The following is a 19,193-nucleotide window of genomic DNA, read 5'->3' as shown; positions in this document are numbered from 1 at the left end:
AGGTTTAATCATGACAAATGAAGTAAGGGTGCGGTATGCTCCTAGTCCAACGGGTCATTTACATATTGGAAATGCAAGAACGGCATTATTTAATTATTTATTTGCAAAAAATCTTAATGGAAAATTCATTGTTCGAATTGAAGATACTGATAAAAAGCGGAACATTGAGGGTGGAGAGCAAAGTCAATTAAAGTTCATGAATTGGCTTGGAATCACTTGGGATGAAAGTGTAGATATTGGCGGGGAGTATGGTCCATATCGTCAATCGGAGAGAAATGATATTTATAAAAAATATTATGAGGAACTACTTGCAAAAGATTTAGCATACAAATGCTATTTTACGGAAGAAGAGCTTGAGAAGGAACGAGAAGAACAAATGGCTCGCGGTGAAACACCACAATATTCCGGGAAGCATGCCCATTTAACTAAGGAAGAGCAGGATGAGCTTGAAGCAAAAGGTTTACCATACAGCATACGGTTCAGAGTACCTGCTAACAAAGAATATCGTTTTAACGATATGGTTAAAGGTGAAATTGCATTTGAATCAGAAGGAATGGGCGATTTTGTTATAGTGAAGAAGGATGGGACACCAACCTATAATTTCGCAGTAGCAGTAGATGACCACTTAATGAAGATTTCTCATGTCTTACGTGGTGAGGATCATATTTCAAATACACCGAAGCAAATTATGATATACGAAGCATTTGGTTGGGAAGTACCTGTATTTGGACATATGACGCTTATTGTAAATGAAAATCGGAAAAAATTAAGTAAGCGTGACGAGTCCATTATCCAATTTATTGAGCAATATGAAGAGTTAGGCTATTTGCCAGAAGCGCTGTTTAATTTTATTGCTTTACTAGGCTGGTCTCCTGGTGGTGAAGAGGAGCTATTTAGTCAAGCTGAGCTTATTGAACGTTTCGATGCAGCACGATTATCTAAATCACCAGCTGTGTTTGATACCCAAAAGCTTGCTTGGATGAATAATCAATATATTAAACAATTAGATAACGAGGCTCTTGTTAAATTAGCTTTACCTCATTTAATTAAATCTGGTAAAGTATCTGAAAATATGAGTGAGGAAGAAAAGGAAAGAATTCACCAATTAATTACACTTTATCAGGAACAAATGAGTTATGGGGCAGAAATTGTAAGCTTAACAGAATTGTTCTTTAAAGAAGAGATTTCTTATAATAGAGAAGCAGAATCAGTTCTTGAGGGAGAAACGGTTCCTGAAGTATTAAAAGCATTTGTAAGTGAATTGGAAGGCATAGAAAAGCTATCTGATGAAAATGTAAAGGCTGCTATTAAGGCTGTACAAAAAGCGACTGGTCAAAAGGGTAAGAATTTATTTATGCCAATTCGTGTTGCGATTACAGGTCAAACACATGGGCCAGATTTACCAAAATCAATAGCTATTTTAGGAAAAGAGACTGTTATTTCAAGATTAAAAAATGTTATTAGTTAACTTTTTTTGAAAAATGTAATATAGTAATGGTAATCATATAAGGTAAAGCGATGAAAAGGAGAGTAGGGTTTTACTTCCTTATTAGAGAGAACCTCCATTGGCTGAAAGAGGTTTATGTGAAGTAATGCTTGAAATGCACCTTTGAGTCTTTTTCTAAACGTCTTGAATTTGGATTAGTAAGGGAAAGCGTGTTGCTCTGCGTTAAAGAGTGAAAGTTGAGGTGATGGGCTAGCAAAAAGAGTGCTGCTCGTCCCTAAACAGAGTGGAACCGCGCCCTTTAAGCGTCTCTGTACATTGATACAGAGGCGCTTTTTTTAATTCTCATGCCATGTTAAAGGTTATTGTTGATTTTATGGCACTTTATAGATTGGAGCGGTGGGCATGATCTCCTGCTTAAAGAAACGTGTCAATGGGAGACCCACAAGGTTGCTCTAAAGGAGCCCCGACCATCCATGGAAAGGAATGCCTGAAGCTTTAAATCAACAACTATGTTTAACAGAGCAAATTCTTAAAAAAGCTTAATAAAAGTAGTCCTTGTTAAAAAAGTATAGCCAAACGATCAAAGTGATTGGAGGGAAATAAATGTTTAAAATGATGAAGGAAGATATCGATGTAATATTTGATCAGGACCCTGCAGCAAGAAGTTATTTTGAAGTTATTTTAACTTATTCTGGTTTACATGCGATTTGGGCACATCGAATTGCACATGCATTTTACAAAAGGAAACTATACTTTTTAGCAAGACTAGTTTCACAAATTAGCCGCTTTTTTACAGGAGTTGAAATTCATCCCGCAGCAAAAATTGGTCGCCGGTTCTTTATCGACCATGGCATGGGAGTCGTAATAGGAGAGACTTGTGAAATAGGTGATGATGTAACAGTGTTTCAAGGTGTTACATTAGGTGGAACAGGTAAAGAAAAGGGAAAAAGGCATCCTACTATTAAAGACCATGCATTAATTGCAACGGGTGCCAAGGTATTAGGCTCAATTACTGTAGGTGCCTATTCTAAAATAGGAGCCGGTTCAGTTGTTTTAAAGGATGTTCCGGATCATTCAACAGTGGTTGGAATTCCGGGTCGTGTGAAGGTGCAAAATGGCCGGAGAGTCGACCAAGACTTAAATCATTGTGACTTGCCGGATCCAGTAGCAGATCGTTTTAAAGAGCTAGAGGCAGAGTTATCGAGATTGAAGTTTGAAGTGCAACAGTTAAGGAAAGGAAAGAATGAACATGACAATAAAGTTGTACAATACGCTAACGAGGCAAAAAGAAACGTTTGAACCCCTTGAACAAGGCAAGGTAAAAATGTATGTATGTGGCCCAACTGTCTATAACTATATCCATATCGGAAATGCAAGACCTGCAATCGTCTATGATACAGTACGTCGGTATTTAGAATATCGTGGTTATGAAGTAAATTATGTATCTAATTTTACAGATGTTGATGATAAATTAATAAAGGCTGCAAATGAGCTAGGGGAGGATGTCCCAACAATTGCAGAGCGGTTTATTGAAGCCTATTTCGAGGATGTTACAGCACTAGGCTGCAAGCAGGCAACAGTTCACCCACGTGTTACAGAAAGTATCGATATTATTATAGACTTCATCCAAGCTTTAATTGATAAAGGGTATGCTTACGAAGCGGGTGGAGATGTTTACTATAAAACGAGAGAATTTAAAGAATATGGAAAGCTATCACATCAGTCGATTGATGAGCTACGGTTAGGAAATCGAATTGAAGTTGGTGAAAAGAAACAAGATGCTTTGGATTTTGTCCTTTGGAAAGCTGCAAAAGAAGGAGAAATTTCGTGGGAAAGTCCTTGGGGAAATGGGCGCCCAGGTTGGCATATTGAATGTTCAGCAATGGCGAAGAAATATTTAGGTGATACGATTGATATTCATGCTGGTGGCCAAGACTTAGCGTTCCCACACCATGAAAATGAGATTGCTCAATCAGAGGCGCTTAACGAAAAACCATTTGCTAAGTATTGGATGCATAATGGATATATCAACATAAATAATGAAAAAATGTCTAAATCACTAGGGAATTTTGTATTAGTACATGACATTATTAAAGAGATTGATCCACAAGTTGTGAGATTTTTTATGCTATCTGTTCATTATCGACACCCAATTAATTTCTCGCAGGAATTGCTAGAGAGTACACAAAATGCGTTTGAACGATTAAAAACTTCATACATGAACTTACAACATCGAAAAGAAAGCAGTAATAATTTAACACATAATGATGAAGATTGGTTACAGAAAATCTCTGAAGCGCAAACGCAATTCCAGACAGAAATGGATGATGATTTTAACACGGCAAATGCCATCTCTGTACTTTTTGATTTAGCTAAACATGCTAATTACTATTTAGAGGAGCAAAATACGTCTGAAAAGGTGATACAGACATTTCTTGATGTATTTGACCAATTGGGAGAAGTACTAGGTGTTAAATTTGCACAGGTAGAGCTTTTAGATGCCGAAATCGATGAATTAATTAATCAACGAATTCAAGCGAGAAAGGATCGCAACTTCGCATTAGCTGATGAAATTCGTGAAAAATTGAAGGAAATGAACATTATCCTAGAAGATACTCCACAGGGTACAAGATGGAAGCGGGGGTAATGGATTACTTTTTGCTCCATTAGGGTATAAAGGAAATAGAAACTAAAGTCCATATACTTGGATGGCAAGCATTTCGGGCACTTGATTAGTTGTTGAAATGTTCGATATGCTTGTCAAGGCTTTAAAAGAAAAGAGGAACTAAATGTTTTTAGATTTAGAACAAATTAAAGATTCAAAGCTATTAAATAGCTTAGCCTTAGCGTATATTGGCGATGCTGTTTATGAGATCTATGTTAGGCATCATCTCCTTGCAAGTGGGAACGTTCGTCCAAACCAGCTTCATAATTTAGCAAAAAAATATGTTTCTGCTAAAGCTCAAGCTAGCATCTTACATCATCTGTCAACACAAGGCATATTTTCTGAAGAAGAGGAAGCGGTCATTAGGCGCGGGAGAAATGCGAAGTCAGGAACAGTACCAAAAAACACCGATGTCCAAACATACAGATATAGCACTGCCTTTGAAGCGCTTATTGGATATCTATATTTAGAAAAAAGACATCAACGTCTAGAAGAAATTATCCAACTCGCTCTTCAATTCATTAAAGCATAAGGAAAGGAGGAGGGCTAATGGAACAAGATTATATTATTGGGAGAAATCCTGTTATAGAAGTGTTAAAATCCTCCAGAGATATTAATAAGATATGGGTTGCTGAAAATTCATTAAAGGGACAAGCTCAGCAAATAACGAAGCTTGCAAAGGAAAGAGGCATTACCATTAATTTTGTCCCGAAAAAAAAGATTGACCAAATGGTTGAAGGAAATCATCAAGGCGTTGTAGCACAGGTTGCAGCGTATGAATATGTTCATGTTGACGATATTTTAGCAGCAGCGGAAAAAAAGGGAGAAGCACCGTTTATATTGCTTCTTGATGAATTAGAAGATCCACATAATTTAGGCTCAATCATGAGAACAGCTGATGCCGTTGGTGCGCATGGAATTATTATTCCAAAAAGAAGATCAGTGGGATTAACAGCAACAGTTGCGAAAGCATCTACTGGTGCAATCGAATATATTCCAGTTGCTCGTGTAACGAACTTAGCTAGAACAATCGAGGAATTAAAGGAACGTGGCGTTTGGATCGTTGGAACAGATGCTAAGGGAGCAGATGACTACCGAAACCTAGATGGGAAAATGCCGTTAGCACTTATTATTGGAAGTGAAGGCAAAGGAATTGGAAGACTAATTAAGGAAAAATGTGACTTTCTCATTAAAATGCCTATGGTTGGGCATGTTACATCACTGAATGCATCGGTGGCTGCTAGCCTTTTAATGTATGAGGTATACCGAAAGCGACACCCACTAGGGGAGTAGTTTTTATGGATATCCTACTAGTCGATGGATATAACATCATTGGGGCATGGCCTGACCTGCAGCAGCTGAAGAAAAGTAATCTATCTGAAGCAAGAGATCGTCTAATTGAAAAAATGGCTGAATATCAAGCATACACTGGTTATCGAGTCATTGTTGTTTTTGATGCCCATCAAGTAAAAGGGATAGAAAAAAAACAAAAAAATTATCGTGTAGAAGTTATTTATACTAGAGAAAATGAAACTGCTGATGAACGTATAGAAAAGCTAGCTATCTCATTAAATAACATAAAAACCCAAGTACATGTTGCTACTTCGGATTTTACAGAGCAATGGGCAATTTTTGGACAAGGCGCGCTTCGGAAATCAGCGAGAGAGCTGTTAAATGAAATGGAATCGATTGAAGGGCGTATACAGCATAAAGTAAAGAAGATTGAGGAGAAAAAGCCAGTTTCAAAAATTTTCTTGCCAGATGATGTCTTGGAAAAGCTGGAAAAGTGGCGTAGGGGTAACTGATAGTTGGTTGACGCTTTCAAAATATATACTGTATAATATTGTTATCTTGTGTACGGTCGGGGGGATCGGCTTGAATTCACCAATCAACAAGGGTAAGGTCAACAAAGAAGAGTTTGTGATTTTGGAAGATGAACAAGTGGTTGAACTCGTACATAATGGACAAAGTGAAGCACTTGACTATTTAATTTCAAAATATCGAAATTTTGTACGAGCAAAGGCTAGGTCGTATTTTTTAATAGGCGCTGACCGAGAGGATATTGTTCAAGAAGGTATGATTGGTTTATACAAAGCGATTCGTGACTTCAAAGAGGATAAACTCACATCGTTTAAAGCGTTTGCGGAATTGTGCATCACGAGACAGATAATAACTGCAATTAAAACAGCAACTCGGCAAAAACATATACCTCTTAATTCATATGTATCATTGGACAAGCCTATTTATGATGAAGAATCTGATCGGACGTTGATGGATGTTATTTCTGGTGCAAAAGTCATGGACCCAGAGGAATTAATCATTAACCAAGAGGAATTTGATGATATTGAAGTGAAGATGGGAGAGCTGTTAAGTGATTTAGAACGTAAAGTCCTCGTACTATATCTTGATGGCCGTTCTTATCATGAAATTTCAGAAGAATTAAATAGACATGTTAAGTCAATAGATAATGCGCTACAACGAGTGAAAAGAAAACTCGAGCGCTATTTAGAGCTAAGAGAAATTAGCCTTTAGTTATAAAGGTACTAACGATTGCTATTGTGAGAAAATAATGCTTCCGTTCAAGTTTTATCGTTTATTGACGAAGAAACGACACTATGTTACATTTTTAGAGAATCTATACGCAAATAGTAGGTGACGGAAGTGCGGAAAAAAGTAACATTATCATGTACATCATGCGGAAGTCGAAATTATACTACCATGAAAAATACGGTCAGTTCAAATGACCGATTAGAAATAAAGAAGTTTTGTAAGGTTTGCAATTCGCATACGAGCCACCGTGAAACAAAATAGTCCTTATATTTCTTACATCTTATTTTTGCATACCTTAGTGTTGGACAAGGTGCTTTAAGAATGAATTGCTAAGTTTCCCTATTATTCCTGGAGGTAACATTCATGCAACGTTTAGTTAATTTTTTTCAAAATGTATCACGCGAAATGAAAAAAGTTAGTTGGCCAAAAGGTAAAGAACTAACTAAGTACACAATAACTGTTGTAACTACAGTTGCATTTGTTACGGTTTTCTTTGCAGTAATTGATTTAGGAATTTCTTCATTAATTCGTTTAATTTTGAATAACTAATGGAAAATCGTGCTATAATAGAAATATTAATCTTTGTCTGCGAAACCCGTTAAACGGGTTTTTTCATTGTTCAAAAAAATTTTGAACAGCTGTTCTATCTAACTAGGGATTAGAACCACTTAAACTAGTATATATGTTTTTAAATAGTTAGGTTATAAGGGAAACATCTTGAAATGAACTTTAGAGAAAAAGGAAATATTCTTCGGTGTTATGTTGCATTAAAAGCATGTAATTAGATATGCCCTATAAACAAGGGGAGGATCTTGATTGCGAATGAGCTAATCCTATATGAATGACGTTGTGGAATGAATGATGTTTTCATCAGTAGGGAATGGTATCGAACACCACAAGGAGATTGAACTACATTATTTGTGGGGAGGGAAGGACAAGTTGTCCTGAAACTATGGAAAAGAATTGGTATGTAGTACACACATATTCAGGTTATGAAAACAAGGTAAAAGCAAACCTTGAGAAGCGTGTTGAATCAATGGGAATGGAAGATAAAATCTTCCGAGTTGTTGTTCCTGAAGAAGAAGAAACAGAATTTAAAGATGGCAAGAAAAAGGTAATGAAAAAGAAAGTATTCCCAGGCTATGTGTTAGTTGAGATTGTAATGACAGATGACTCTTGGTATGTCGTGCGAAATACACCAGGTGTTACTGGGTTTGTTGGTTCAGCAGGGCATGGATCAAAGCCGACTCCATTACTTCCGGATGAAGTGAATTTTATTTTAAAACGAATGGGTATGGATGAGCGTCGTGTAGAGATTGACTTTGAATTAAACGAAACTGTAAAAGTTACAGAGGGGCCTTTTGCGAATTTCACTGGTTCCATTGAGGAAATTGATCACGATAAAAATAAATTAAAAGTGCTTGTTAATATGTTTGGAAGAGAAACACCTGTTGAGCTGGACTTTTCACAGGTAAGTAAATTATAATCTAAAAAAACTTGAAATCAAAAGTTAAAAGTGGTAGAATTTCATAGGTCAGTATGTCTCAGAAATCTGAGATGTCATTAAGCTTTTAACTGATCAGAAATACAATTCATTTCTGAATCGAATATGGTATTCAACAAATCTCGAAATGAGTTTCTGAATATCTGATTTTACCATTCTTATCAAGAGTGGTTTAGATGAGTGGGAGGGTCTTAACCCAATTACCACATCACGGACTTAAGGAGGTGTGTCTCGTGGCTAAAAAAGTAATTAAAATTGTAAAATTACAAATTCCTGCAGCAAAAGCTAATCCAGCACCACCAGTTGGTCCTGCATTAGGTCAAGCTGGTGTTAATATCATGGGATTCTGTAAAGAGTTTAACGCACGTACAGCTGATCAAGCTGGTTTAATCATTCCAGTAGAAATCACAGTATTCGAGGACCGTTCATTTACATTTATTACAAAAACTCCTCCTGCTGCAGTTCTTCTTAAGAAGGCAGCTGGTATTGAGTCAGGTTCTGGTGAACCAAACCGTAATAAAGTAGCGACAGTTAAACGTGACAAGGTACGTGAAATCGCTGAAACAAAAATGCCTGATTTAAACGCAGCAAGCGTTGAATCTGCTATGCGTATGGTTGAAGGTACTGCTCGTAGTATGGGTATTGTTATCGAAGACTAATGTTTCGTTAGTTTAGGAATGTTTTTTAGGGTTGCGAGTTTGCTTAAAAACAAGTTCGCAACCTTTATTCGTGGGAGGTTATTCCGCTAAAACCACTAAGGAGGAAAAAACAATGGCTAAAAAAGGTAAAAAGTTAGCAGAAGCTGCTAAGCTTGTAGATCGTTCAAAATTCTATTCTGTTCAAGAAGCAGTAGAATTAGTTAAAAAAACAAGCATCGTAAAATTTGATGCAACAGTTGAAGTGGCATTCCGTTTAGGAGTTGACCCTAAGAAAGCTGACCAACAAATTCGTGGAGCAGTCGTTCTACCGAATGGTACTGGTAAAACTCAACGTGTATTAGTATTTGCAAAAGGTGAAAAAGCAAAAGAAGCAGAAGCTGCAGGTGCTGACTATGTAGGCGATGCTGATTATATCAATAAAATTCAACAAGGTTGGTTTGAATTTGATGTAATCGTTGCTACACCTGACATGATGGGTGAAGTTGGTAAATTAGGTCGCGTATTAGGACCAAAAGGTTTAATGCCAAACCCTAAAACTGGAACTGTTACATTTGACGTAACAAAAGCTGTTAATGAAATCAAAGCTGGTAAAGTTGAATACCGTTTAGATAAAGCGGGAATCATCCATGTTCCTATCGGTAAGGTTTCGTTTGAAGATAGCAAATTAGTTGAAAACTTTACAACAGTTTATGAAACATTATTAAAAGCGAAACCAGCTGCTGCAAAAGGTACTTACATGAAGAGTGTAAATGCTACTTCTACAATGGGGCCTGGAGTAAAAGTTGATGCTTCTAGCTTCGCTGTAAAATAATAACTATTGACTTTGATTGGTAGTTTCTATATAATTATCAATGTTGTTTAAATAAATAATCGCTATACCGTAGACAGTAGGTGCTATTATTAGCTTAATTTCCTACCGAGGTGTATTTACGAATAAAGCATATATGCTTGTTGTTGTATTTACAAACCTCCATGTCTATCGTGGAGGTTTTCTCGTGCAGTCATCACCGAACGGTACTAGTGTCATATGAAACTACAGGAGGTGTAACAATGAGCGCAATTATCGAACAAAAGAAACAAATCGTTGATGATATCGCTGCTAAATTCCGTGAAAGCAAATCTACTATCGTTGTAGATTATCGTGGATTAACAGTAGGTGAGGTAACAGAACTTCGTAAGCAATTACGCGATGCAGGAATTGAGTTCAAAGTATACAAAAATACAATGACTCGTCGTGCTGTAGAACAAGTTGAACTTACTGGCTTAAACGATGCATTAACAGGACCAAATGCTATTGCATTCAGTAATGATGATGTTGTAGCTCCAGCTAAAATTCTTAATGACTTCGCGAAAAAGCATGAAGCTCTTGAAATTAAAGCTGGTGTAATTGAAGGTAATGTTGCTACTGTTGAAGAAGTGAAAGCTCTTGCTGAACTTCCATCACGCGAAGGCTTACTTTCTATGTTGCTTAGCGTTCTTCAAGCTCCAATCCGTAACTTTGCTCTTGCTACTAAAGCAGTTGCAGATCAAAAAGAAGAACAAGGTGCTTAATTTAACAAATTTAGTGTTAACTATCTAATACCATTAAAGGAAAAACAAGGAGGAAATTATAATGACTCAAGAACAAATCATTGAAGCAGTTAAAAATATGACTGTTTTAGAATTAAACGACTTAGTTAAAGCAATTGAAGAAGAGTTTGGTGTAACTGCTGCAGCTCCTGTAGCTGTTGCTGGTGCTGCTGCTGGTGAAGCTGCTGCTGAGAAAACTGAATTTGACGTAGTACTTGCAAGTGCTGGCGGACAAAAAATCAAAGTTATCAAAGTAGTACGTGAAGCTACTGGCCTTGGCTTAAAAGAAGCTAAAGAATTAGTAGACAACGCTCCAAAGCCACTTAAAGAAGGCGTATCTAAAGAAGAAGCTGAAGAATTAAAAGCTAAACTTGAAGAAGTAGGCGCTTCTGTAGAAGTTAAGTAATTTAAAATCATTTATAAAAGAAGTCCGCTTTTTAGCGGACTTTTTATTTATGTATTTTTGTATGTATAAATTGACAGAAGTTAGTAAAATATAAACTCCTGAAAGAGGAGGAACGATTGATGAGTGATCACTATTATTCAGAAAAGCCTACTGTGGAAAGTGACCGGAAAACATGGGAATTTGAATTAAAGGGATACAACTTTACTTTTCAGAGTGATAAAGGAGTATTTTCTAAAAATGAAGTTGATTTTGGCTCGAGAATTTTGATTGAAAACTTTATCCCGCCTACAATTGATGGAAATTTTTTAGATGTTGGTTGCGGATATGGACCGATAGGACTCTCGCTTGCAAAACATTTTAATAGACATGTTGATATGATTGATGTAAATGAAAGAGCAGTAGAGTTAGCGAAGGATAATGCAGTAAAAAATTCTATAAACAATGTAACAATATTTCAAAGTAACTTATTTTCTAATATAGATGAAAAACGCCAATATGCAGCAATTATTACAAATCCTCCTATCCGGGCTGGGAAAAAGGTAGTTCATGCAATTTTTGAAACTAGCTATCATCATTTAGTGAATGATGGGGAATTATGGATAGTTATTCAGAAAAAACAAGGGGCACCGTCAACAATCGATAAATTAAAAGAGTTATACTCTGAGGTAGAGGTAGTTGATAAGAAAAAAGGCTATTTTATTATTAAGGCGAAAAAAAGTTGACTCAATATCCTTGTTATGTTAACATTATAAAATGCCAATATATAATTTCCATAACTGTCTAATTTTTTGTAAAAACTTGTATGAAAATTAGATAATTGGAAATACTTATAAAATCAATAGTACGATTAAATTGTGGTTTTTCTTAGTTAGAAACCCTTTTTATTTTTTGTTTTTTCCTTGCGTATGTGCTTCGTTTTCCTTTATTTTTAACTTCAGATTTTATAGTATATATTAAGATATTGATTTTTAAGAGAATGATCATATGTGAGTTCTCTTATTCGTCTGTCTAAAAAATAAGGTATACATAATAAGTACAACGCAAGATCTATTACGCTTGATTTGAGGGGTGAATGAGTTGACGCATCAACTAGTTCAGTATGGACGACACCGCCAACGTAGAAGTTACGCACGCATTAGTGAAGTGTTAGAATTACCTAATCTTATTGAAATTCAAACGTCTTCCTATCAGTGGTTTCTTGATGAGGGCTTGAGAGAAATGTTCCAAGATATTTCTCCTATTGAGGATTTTACTGGTAACCTCTCGCTAGAATTTATTGATTATAGCTTAGGAGACCCAAAGTACTCTGTTGAGGAATCAAAAGAGCGCGATGTTACCTATTCTGCACCGTTACGTGTGAAGGTGCGACTTATTAACAAGGAAACTGGTGAAGTAAAAGATCAAGATGTCTTTATGGGGGATTTCCCTCTAATGACGGAGACAGGTACATTTGTGATTAATGGAGCAGAGCGCGTTATCGTGTCTCAGTTGGTCCGTTCTCCAAGTGTATATTACAGTGCCAAGGTCGATAAAAATGGTAAAAAAGGCTTTACAGCTACTGTTATTCCAAACCGTGGAGCTTGGTTAGAGTACGAAACAGATGCAAAAGATGTCGTTTATGTACGTATTGACCGTACACGTAAGTTGCCAGTAACGGTTCTTTTACGTGCTCTTGGGTTTGGCTCTGATCAAGAAATCATCGACTTATTGGGTGAAAATGAGTACTTGCGTAATACGCTAGATAAAGATAATACGGAAAGTACTGAAAAAGCACTACTTGAAATTTATGAGCGTCTTCGTCCTGGTGAACCACCAACGGTAGAAAACGCAAAAAGTTTATTAGATTCTAGATTCTTCGATCCTAAAAGATATGATTTGGCAAATGTTGGTCGTTACAAGATTAATAAAAAGCTACATATTAAAAATCGACTTTTCAACCAACGTTTAGCTGAAACCTTAGTAGATCCTGAAACTGGGGAAATCATCGCTGAAAAGGGTACGATGATCGATAGAAGAACACTTGATCGAATCTTACCAAACTTAGAAAGTGGAGTAGGATTTAAAAAAGAGCATCCATCTGGTGGTGTTATTGAGGAAGAAGTGACTCTACAGTCAATTAAAATCTTTGCGCCAAATGATCCAGAGGGTGAAAAAGTAATAAATGTATTAGGAAATGCCTATGTAGAAGAGGCTGTTAAAAATATAACTGTAGCAGATATTTTAGCATCTATAAGTTATTTCTTTAACCTATTACATGGTGTTGGTGATACGGATGATATCGATCATCTCGGTAATCGTCGTTTGCGTTCTGTTGGGGAATTATTACAAAATCAATTTAGAATTGGTTTATCTCGTATGGAACGTGTAGTTCGTGAAAGAATGTCTATTCAGGACACGAACACAATTACACCACAGCAATTGATTAATATTCGTCCGGTTATTGCGTCAATTAAAGAGTTCTTTGGTAGCTCGCAATTATCACAATTCATGGATCAAACAAACCCTCTTGCTGAACTAACGCATAAGCGTCGTTTATCTGCACTTGGACCTGGTGGTTTAACGCGTGAACGTGCTGGTTTTGAGGTTCGTGACGTTCACTATTCACACTATGGTCGTATGTGTCCAATTGAAACGCCAGAGGGACCAAACATTGGATTGATTAACTCATTATCTTCTTACGCAAAGGTAAACAGATTTGGGTTTATTGAAACTCCGTATCGTCGTGTTGATCCAGAGACTGGTAAGGTTACATCTCGAATTGACTATTTAACAGCGGATGAAGAAGATAATTATGTTGTAGCACAAGCGAATGCTAGATTAGCTGAAGATGGCTCTTTCATTGATACAGATATCGTATCTCGTTTCCGTGGTGAAAACACGGTTGTTCATAGAGACCGCATTGATTACATGGATGTATCTCCAAAACAAGTCGTTTCTGCTGCTACGGCATGTATTCCGTTCTTAGAAAATGATGACTCAAACCGTGCGTTAATGGGAGCGAACATGCAACGACAAGCTGTTCCATTATTAAACCCAGAGGCACCGATCGTTGGTACTGGAATGGAGTATGTATCAGGTAAAGACTCTGGTGCAGCTGTTATTTGTAAGCATCCGGGAATCGTTGAACGTGTCGAAGCGAAAAACGTTTGGGTTCGTCGTTATGAAGAAGTAGATGGACAAAAAGTTAAGGGTAATCTTGATAAGTACAGCTTGTTGAAATTTATCCGTTCAAACCAAGGTACATGCTACAACCAAAGACCTATCGTAAGTGTGGGTGATGAGGTTGTGAAGGGAGAAATCCTAGCTGATGGTCCATCTATGGAAAAAGGTGAACTTGCTCTTGGGCGAAATGTAATGGTAGCGTTCATGACATGGGATGGTTATAACTATGAGGATGCCATTATCATGAGTGAGCGTTTAGTAAAAGATGATGTTTATACTTCAATTCATATTGAAGAATATGAATCAGAATCTCGTGATACAAAATTAGGACCTGAAGAAATCACTCGTGATATTCCTAACGTTGGTGAAGATGCATTAAGAAATCTAGACGAACGTGGAATTATTCGAATTGGAGCAGAAGTAAAAGACGGCGACTTACTAGTTGGAAAAGTTACACCTAAAGGGGTAACTGAGTTAACAGCAGAAGAGCGATTACTTCATGCGATCTTCGGTGAGAAAGCACGTGAAGTTCGTGATACTTCATTGCGTGTGCCACACGGCGGAGAAGGGATTGTCCTGGATGTTAAAGTCTTTAACCGTGAAGACGGTGATGAGTTACCACCAGGAGTAAATCAATTAGTTCGCGTGTTTATTGTACAGAAGCGTAAAATACATGAAGGCGATAAGATGGCTGGACGTCATGGTAATAAAGGGGTTATCTCACGTATTCTTCCGGAAGAGGATATGCCTTATTTACCAGATGGAACACCTGTTGATATCATGTTGAACCCTCTAGGGGTACCATCACGTATGAATATCGGTCAGGTTCTTGAGCTGCATCTTGGTATGGCTGCTCGTAAAATGGGTATCCATGTTGCGTCTCCAGTATTTGATGGTGCCAGAGAAGAAGATGTATGGTCAACATTAGAAGAAGCAGGAATGGCGCGTGACGCTAAAACTGTATTATATGATGGCCGTACTGGTGAACCGTTTGATAACCGTGTATCAGTAGGGATCATGTACATGATCAAGCTAGCACATATGGTTGATGATAAGTTACATGCACGTTCAACAGGTCCATATTCATTAGTTACACAACAACCGCTTGGTGGTAAAGCACAGTTCGGTGGTCAGCGATTTGGAGAGATGGAGGTTTGGGCACTTGAAGCATACGGTGCTGCATATACTCTTCAAGAAATTCTAACTGTAAAATCGGATGATGTCGTTGGTCGTGTGAAAACATATGAAGCTATTGTAAAAGGCGAAAATGTTCCTGAACCAGGAGTTCCTGAATCATTTAAAGTATTAATTAAAGAGCTTCAAAGTTTAGGTATGGACGTTAAAATGCTATCAAGTGATGAACAAGAAATTGAAATGAGAGATCTTGATGATGATGAGGATGACTCTCAACAAGCAGAAGGATTTTCAATTACTGAGCAAGAAGAACCAGAGCTTGAAGCTGTCGAACTAGAAAAGGACACAGTAGCGAAAGAATAATGTATACCTGAGCGTCTAGATCAGTAAATCTAGGCGCTACAGTTAACATTAAGATAAGAAAATGTATCTTATAATATGGGTAGAACCTGAAGACGAAAAGGGAGGTAGGCCCCTTGATAGATGTTAATAATTTTGAATATATGAGCATCGGCTTAGCTTCACCAGATAAAATCCGTTCTTGGTCTTTTGGTGAAGTGAAAAAACCAGAAACAATTAACTATCGTACTTTAAAGCCAGAAAAGGATGGACTTTTCTGTGAACGTATTTTTGGACCAACAAAGGATTGGGAATGTCATTGCGGTAAATACAAAAGAGTCCGTTATAAAGGTGTAGTTTGTGACCGCTGTGGCGTTGAGGTTACTCGTGCAAAAGTTCGTCGTGAAAGAATGGGGCATATTGAACTAGCGGCTCCTGTGTCACATATTTGGTACTTTAAAGGTATTCCTAGTCGTATGGGATTAGTACTAGACATGTCTCCAAGAGCGTTAGAAGAAGTTATTTATTTTGCTTCCTACGTTACAACTGATACTGGTGATACTCCACTCGAGAAAAAACAATTGTTATCTGAAAAGGAATATCGTGCATACCGTGAAAAATACGGTAACACATTCCAAGCATCAATGGGTGCTGAAGCAATTAAAAAGCTTTTATCTGATATTGATTTAGATAAAGAAGTGGATGCATTAAAAGAGGAACTAAAAACAGCGCAAGGACAACGTAGAACTCGTGCGATTAAACGTCTTGAAGTTCTTGAAGCATTCCGTAATTCTGGAAACGAACCTTCTTGGATGATTTTAGATGTTCTTCCTGTCATTCCACCTGAACTACGTCCTATGGTACAGCTTGATGGTGGACGTTTTGCAACATCTGATTTAAATGACTTATATAGACGAGTTATTAATCGTAACAATCGCTTAAAGCGTCTATTGGATTTAGGTGCTCCAAGCATTATCGTTCAAAATGAAAAGCGTATGCTCCAAGAAGCAGTAGATGCGTTAATTGACAATGGACGTCGTGGACGCCCTGTAACTGGACCTGGTAACAGACCATTGAAGTCTCTTTCACATATGTTGAAAGGTAAGCAAGGACGTTTCCGTCAAAATCTATTAGGGAAACGTGTTGACTATTCAGGTCGTTCAGTTATCGTTGTTGGACCAAACTTAAAAATGTATCAATGTGGATTACCGAAGGAAATGGCTCTTGAATTATTTAAGCCGTTTGTTATGAAAGAACTAGTTGAAAAAGGTTTAGCACACAATATTAAAAGTGCAAAACGAAAAATTGAAAGAGTACAGCCGGAAGTATGGGATGTTTTAGAATCGGTTATTAAAGAACACCCAGTATTACTAAACCGTGCACCGACTCTTCACAGACTAGGGATTCAGGCGTTTGAACCAACATTGGTTGAAGGTCGTGCAATTCGTCTACATCCACTTGTATGTACGGCATATAATGCTGACTTTGATGGTGACCAAATGGCGGTACACGTTCCTTTATCTGCAGAAGCTCAAGCAGAAGCACGTATCTTAATGCTTGCTGCACAAAACATTTTGAACCCTAAAGATGGAAAACCAGTTGTTACACCATCTCAAGACATGGTTTTAGGTAACTATTACTTAACTCTTGAACGTGAAGGTGCAATTGGTGAAGGTATGATATTTAATGATACCAATGAAGCATTGCTAGCATATCAAAATGGTTATGTACATTTACACACACGTGTGGCTGTAAATGCTGGTGCATTAAATAATCAAACATTTACTGATGAGCAAAATAAAATGCTGTTGATTACAACAGTAGGGAAGCTTATTTTCAATGAGATTTTACCGGAATCATTCCCATACATGAATGAACCAACAAAACAAAACATTGAAGATAAAACACCTGAAAAATATTTTGTTGATACAAATGTAAATGTAAAAGAGCATATTGCTGCTCAAGAGGAAATTGCTCCGTTCAAAAAAGGTATCCTTGGAAAAATCATTGCGGAAATCTTCAAGAAGTTCCATATTACAGAAACTTCAAAGATGTTGGACCGCATGAAAAATCTCGGATTTAAATATTCTACAAAAGCAGGTATCACTGTTGGTGTAGCTGACATTATCGTATTAAAAGAGAAACAAGAAATTATTAGCGAAGCACAAGCAAAAGTTGATAATGTTATGAAACAGTTTAGAAGAGGATTAATTACAGAAGATGAACGTTATGAACGTGTCATCTCAATCTGGAGTGCTGCCAAAGATAATATTCAAGGGAAATTAATGGCGTCTCTTGATAAGCGAAATCCAATCTTCATGATGAGTGACTCTGGTGCCCGTGGTAACGCATCGAACTTTACACAATTAGCTGGTATGCGTGGACTTATGGCCAACCCGGCTGGACGTATTATCGAATTACCAATTAAATCAAGTTTCCGTGAGGGACTAACGGTATTAGAGTACTTTATCTCTACTCACGGTGCTCGTAAAGGTCTTGCCGATACAGCACTTAAAACAGCAGACTCTGGTTACTTAACACGTCGACTAGTAGATGTTGCCCAAGATGTTATCATCCGTGAAGATGACTGTGGAACAGACCGTGGTATTCGTGCTGAAGCTATTAAAGAAGGTACTGAAATTATCGAGAAGCTTGATGAGCGCTTGATTGGAAGATACTGTCGTAAAGCAGTCAAACATCCTGAAACTGGTAAGATTATTGTAAATGAAAACGAACTAATTACTGAGGACATAGCAGTAGAGATTATCGAAGCTGGTATTGAGGCAGTTTGGATTCGTTCTGCATTTACATGTAACACTAGACATGGTGTTTGTAAAAAATGTTATGGACGTAATTTAGCGACAGGTAGTGAGGTTGAAGTCGGTGAAGCTGTAGGTATCATTGCTGCACAATCAATCGGAGAACCTGGTACTCAGTTAACAATGCGTACGTTCCATACAGGTGGGGTTGCTGGAGACGATATCACTCAAGGTTTACCTCGTATTCAAGAACTCTTTGAAGCTAGAAATCCTAAAGGTCAAGCAATTATCTCTGAAATCGATGGTGTTGTAGCAGAAATCAACGAAGTACGTGAAAAACAACAAGAAATTGTTATTCAAGGTGAAGTTGAATCACGTTCGTACACTGCGCCATATAATGCACGCTTGAAAGTAGCGCAAGGAGATAAAATAGAAAGCGGTCAGGTATTGACTGAAGGTTCTATTGATCCAAAAGAATTATTAAAAGTTAAAGATTTACAAGCAGTTCAAACATATCTACTACGTGAAGTTCAAAAAGTATACCGTATGCAAGGGGTAGAAATTGGTGATAAGCACGTAGAGGTAATGGTTCGTCAAATGTTACGTAAGGTCAGAGTAATGGACGCTGGAGATACAGATGTATTACCAGGAACACTTCTTGATATCCATCAGTTTACTGATGCAAACAAGCAAGTATTACTAGAAGGTAAACGACCAGCAACAGGTAGACCAGTTCTACTTGGTATTACGAAGGCATCACTTGAAACAGATTCATTCCTATCTGCTGCGTCATTCCAAGAGACAACACGTGTACTAACAGATGCGGCAATTAAAGGAAAACGTGATGAATTACTTGGACTGAAAGAAAATGTTATCATCGGTAAACTTGTTCCGGCTGGTACAGGTATGCCGAGATATCGCCAATCTGAACCAATCATGAAGGTAGAGCAAGCCGAAGAGGTTGTTTCAGTAGACTAATGTAATTGAAGATGGATGTTA

At 37.4% G+C, this 19,193-nt stretch carries 17 protein-coding genes and 1 other annotated feature; all 17 genes read left to right on the top strand.

Translation table 11 applies throughout. The features are described 5' to 3' along the window. The first annotated feature begins 10 nt into the window (after window positions 1-10). The 17 genes from gltX to rpoC all read left to right on the top strand — a co-directional run bounded on the left by gltX (window position 11) and on the right by rpoC (window position 19,172). Window positions 11-1,468, top strand: a complete 1,458-nt coding sequence (gene gltX / locus HU235_RS00765; protein WP_174879092.1) for a glutamate--tRNA ligase — start codon at window positions 11-13, stop codon at window positions 1,466-1,468. Window positions 1,469-2,050: 582 nt separating this feature from the next. After that, on the top strand, window positions 2,051-2,746 hold the full coding sequence (gene cysE / locus HU235_RS00760; protein WP_174879090.1) for a serine O-acetyltransferase: 696 nt from the start codon (window positions 2,051-2,053) through the stop codon (window positions 2,744-2,746). Beyond that, complete coding sequence (gene cysS / locus HU235_RS00755) at window positions 2,697-4,094, top strand: cysteine--tRNA ligase (protein WP_174879089.1); 1,398 nt, start codon at window positions 2,697-2,699, stop codon at window positions 4,092-4,094. Before cysE ends, cysS begins: the two co-directional genes overlap by 50 nt. A 142-nt stretch (window positions 4,095-4,236) precedes the next feature. Then, window positions 4,237-4,644 (top strand): Mini-ribonuclease 3, encoded by a 408-nt coding sequence (locus HU235_RS00750; RefSeq protein ID WP_095301336.1) that lies wholly within the window; start codon window positions 4,237-4,239, stop codon window positions 4,642-4,644. Between the two features lie 17 nt (window positions 4,645-4,661). Beyond that, window positions 4,662-5,405 (top strand): 23S rRNA (guanosine(2251)-2'-O)-methyltransferase RlmB, encoded by a 744-nt coding sequence (gene rlmB, locus HU235_RS00745; RefSeq protein WP_095301337.1) that lies wholly within the window; start codon window positions 4,662-4,664, stop codon window positions 5,403-5,405. 5 nt (window positions 5,406-5,410) lie between these two features. Next, entirely contained in the window at window positions 5,411-5,917 is a 507-nt protein-coding gene (locus HU235_RS00740; RefSeq protein WP_095301338.1) for an NYN domain-containing protein, read from the top strand. Window positions 5,918-5,987: 70 nt separating this feature from the next. Then, entirely contained in the window at window positions 5,988-6,644 is a 657-nt protein-coding gene (gene sigH / locus HU235_RS00735; RefSeq protein ID WP_095301339.1) for an RNA polymerase sporulation sigma factor SigH, read from the top strand. Between the two features lie 129 nt (window positions 6,645-6,773). Continuing rightward, window positions 6,774-6,923 carry a 50S ribosomal protein L33 gene (gene rpmG, locus HU235_RS00730; protein WP_095301340.1) on the top strand — a complete coding sequence of 50 codons (150 nt, stop codon included), beginning with the start codon at window positions 6,774-6,776 and terminating at the stop codon, window positions 6,921-6,923. 102 nt (window positions 6,924-7,025) lie between these two features. Continuing rightward, a complete protein-coding gene (gene secE / locus HU235_RS00725) occupies window positions 7,026-7,211 on the top strand; it encodes a preprotein translocase subunit SecE (protein WP_095301341.1) in 186 nt (61 codons plus the stop codon). Between the two features lie 403 nt (window positions 7,212-7,614). Next, on the top strand, window positions 7,615-8,148 hold the full coding sequence (gene nusG, locus HU235_RS00720; RefSeq protein ID WP_174879087.1) for a transcription termination/antitermination protein NusG: 534 nt from the start codon (window positions 7,615-7,617) through the stop codon (window positions 8,146-8,148). 251 nt (window positions 8,149-8,399) lie between these two features. Next, window positions 8,400-8,825, top strand: coding sequence for a 50S ribosomal protein L11 (gene rplK / locus HU235_RS00715; protein WP_026561207.1), 426 nt, complete (start codon window positions 8,400-8,402; stop codon window positions 8,823-8,825). Window positions 8,826-8,937: 112 nt separating this feature from the next. After that, the gene (rplA, locus tag HU235_RS00710) at window positions 8,938-9,636 is read left to right on the top strand and encodes a 50S ribosomal protein L1 (protein ID WP_095301344.1); all 699 of its coding nucleotides are present in this window, start codon (window positions 8,938-8,940) and stop codon (window positions 9,634-9,636) included. Between the two features lie 49 nt (window positions 9,637-9,685). After that, window positions 9,686-9,828: a sequence feature (ribosomal protein L10 leader region), on the top strand. Between the two features lie 47 nt (window positions 9,829-9,875). Then, the gene (rplJ, locus tag HU235_RS00705; RefSeq protein ID WP_174879085.1) at window positions 9,876-10,376 is read left to right on the top strand and encodes a 50S ribosomal protein L10; all 501 of its coding nucleotides are present in this window, start codon (window positions 9,876-9,878) and stop codon (window positions 10,374-10,376) included. A 61-nt stretch (window positions 10,377-10,437) separates the two neighbouring features. After that, window positions 10,438-10,800, top strand: a complete 363-nt coding sequence (gene rplL / locus HU235_RS00700) for a 50S ribosomal protein L7/L12 (protein WP_095301346.1) — start codon at window positions 10,438-10,440, stop codon at window positions 10,798-10,800. A 119-nt stretch (window positions 10,801-10,919) separates the two neighbouring features. Continuing rightward, complete coding sequence (locus tag HU235_RS00695; RefSeq protein WP_174879084.1) at window positions 10,920-11,522, top strand: class I SAM-dependent methyltransferase; 603 nt, start codon at window positions 10,920-10,922, stop codon at window positions 11,520-11,522. A gap of 355 nt (window positions 11,523-11,877) precedes the next feature. After that, window positions 11,878-15,459 carry a DNA-directed RNA polymerase subunit beta gene (rpoB, locus tag HU235_RS00690; protein ID WP_095301348.1) on the top strand — a complete coding sequence of 1,194 codons (3,582 nt, stop codon included), beginning with the start codon at window positions 11,878-11,880 and terminating at the stop codon, window positions 15,457-15,459. Between the two features lie 113 nt (window positions 15,460-15,572). After that, window positions 15,573-19,172, top strand: coding sequence for a DNA-directed RNA polymerase subunit beta' (gene rpoC, locus HU235_RS00685; protein ID WP_174879083.1), 3,600 nt, complete (start codon window positions 15,573-15,575; stop codon window positions 19,170-19,172). The last annotated feature ends 21 nt before the right edge of the window (window positions 19,173-19,193 follow it).

Source organism: Metabacillus niabensis, assembly GCF_902829255.1.
In the GTDB taxonomy this organism is placed as follows: Bacteria; Bacillota; Bacilli; order Bacillales; family Bacillaceae; genus Metabacillus; species Metabacillus niabensis.
Note: the sequence above shows the minus strand (reverse complement) of the source record. Positions and strands in the feature narration are given on the sequence as shown.